The sequence below is a fragment of the Winogradskyella immobilis genome (assembly GCF_021887715.1).
Classification (GTDB): domain Bacteria; phylum Bacteroidota; class Bacteroidia; order Flavobacteriales; family Flavobacteriaceae; genus Winogradskyella; species Winogradskyella immobilis.
This window is the reverse complement of record NZ_JAIQXX010000058.1, coordinates 1-833: the sequence shown is the minus strand read 5'-3', so window position 1 is coordinate 833 and position 833 is coordinate 1. Positions and strand designations below refer to the sequence as shown.

Below are 833 nucleotides of genomic sequence, written 5' to 3'. Positions count from 1 at the left end.
AACGTTGATGTGTATGGTTAGTTGCGTGGTTAAGCAACTAATTTAGCAAATAAATCACAGATAGAATATTCCGAAGGAATGTTCGTAAGTCGGCAGTGAACTAGCAATTAATTATACACGGTGTTACCACACGTTTTTATTCAATTTCTTTTAAAATATAGTCTTCTTTTTCATTTCCAAATACTGATATGTAAATTTCATTTCCTATTTGTTTTTTCAGTATGTAAGGTGCGTAATTTTCGGTAAATAAAATATCAAATCCATTATGATTTATTCGTTCCCACATAAAATGGTCGGAATCGCCGAATTTCCACGAATTACTGATATAAACAGAGTCATTTATAAATTGGATTGTATCAGTCCACTTTCTAAAATTCCTGATGAATTTTTTTCCAGTAAATTTTATTTCAGGTGTCTTATTCTTTAATGAATCAACCAATCTCTTATAAACTCTATTATGATTATAGTTCTTGAATACAATACTGTCTTTTGTTAATGGATCAATAATTTCTGAATCATAGTCTTCATTTCCAGCAATTACAAAGTATTCATCTCCAAAATTCACTAAACTTTTTCCTCTTAGTTCAAATTGCTCAGTTCTTTCAATTTCGTAGCTATCGTATTTAAATTCTTTGAAATTAAAAGTTCCATTGTCGAATGTAATTAATTCGTTGAAAGGAAAATTTCCAACAACATAATCTTTAATTGTATCATTATCAGAAAACCTATAGGATGATATCCAAGTACCATTAAGTTTCTTTTCATTCTGACAAGAGGTCAAAATTAAAGTCAAAATTATTATGTTTAGCAGTTTTCTCAAATGTGTGGTAACG

Annotated in this window: 1 protein-coding gene; it reads right to left on the bottom strand. The window is 28.9% G+C overall.

Translation table 11 applies throughout. From position 1 onward, the window contains the following. Positions 1–136 precede the first annotated feature (136 nt). Positions 137–833: hypothetical protein (locus tag K8Z87_RS13810; protein WP_227478164.1), on the bottom strand; the 697-nt coding region annotated here is incomplete at its 5' end.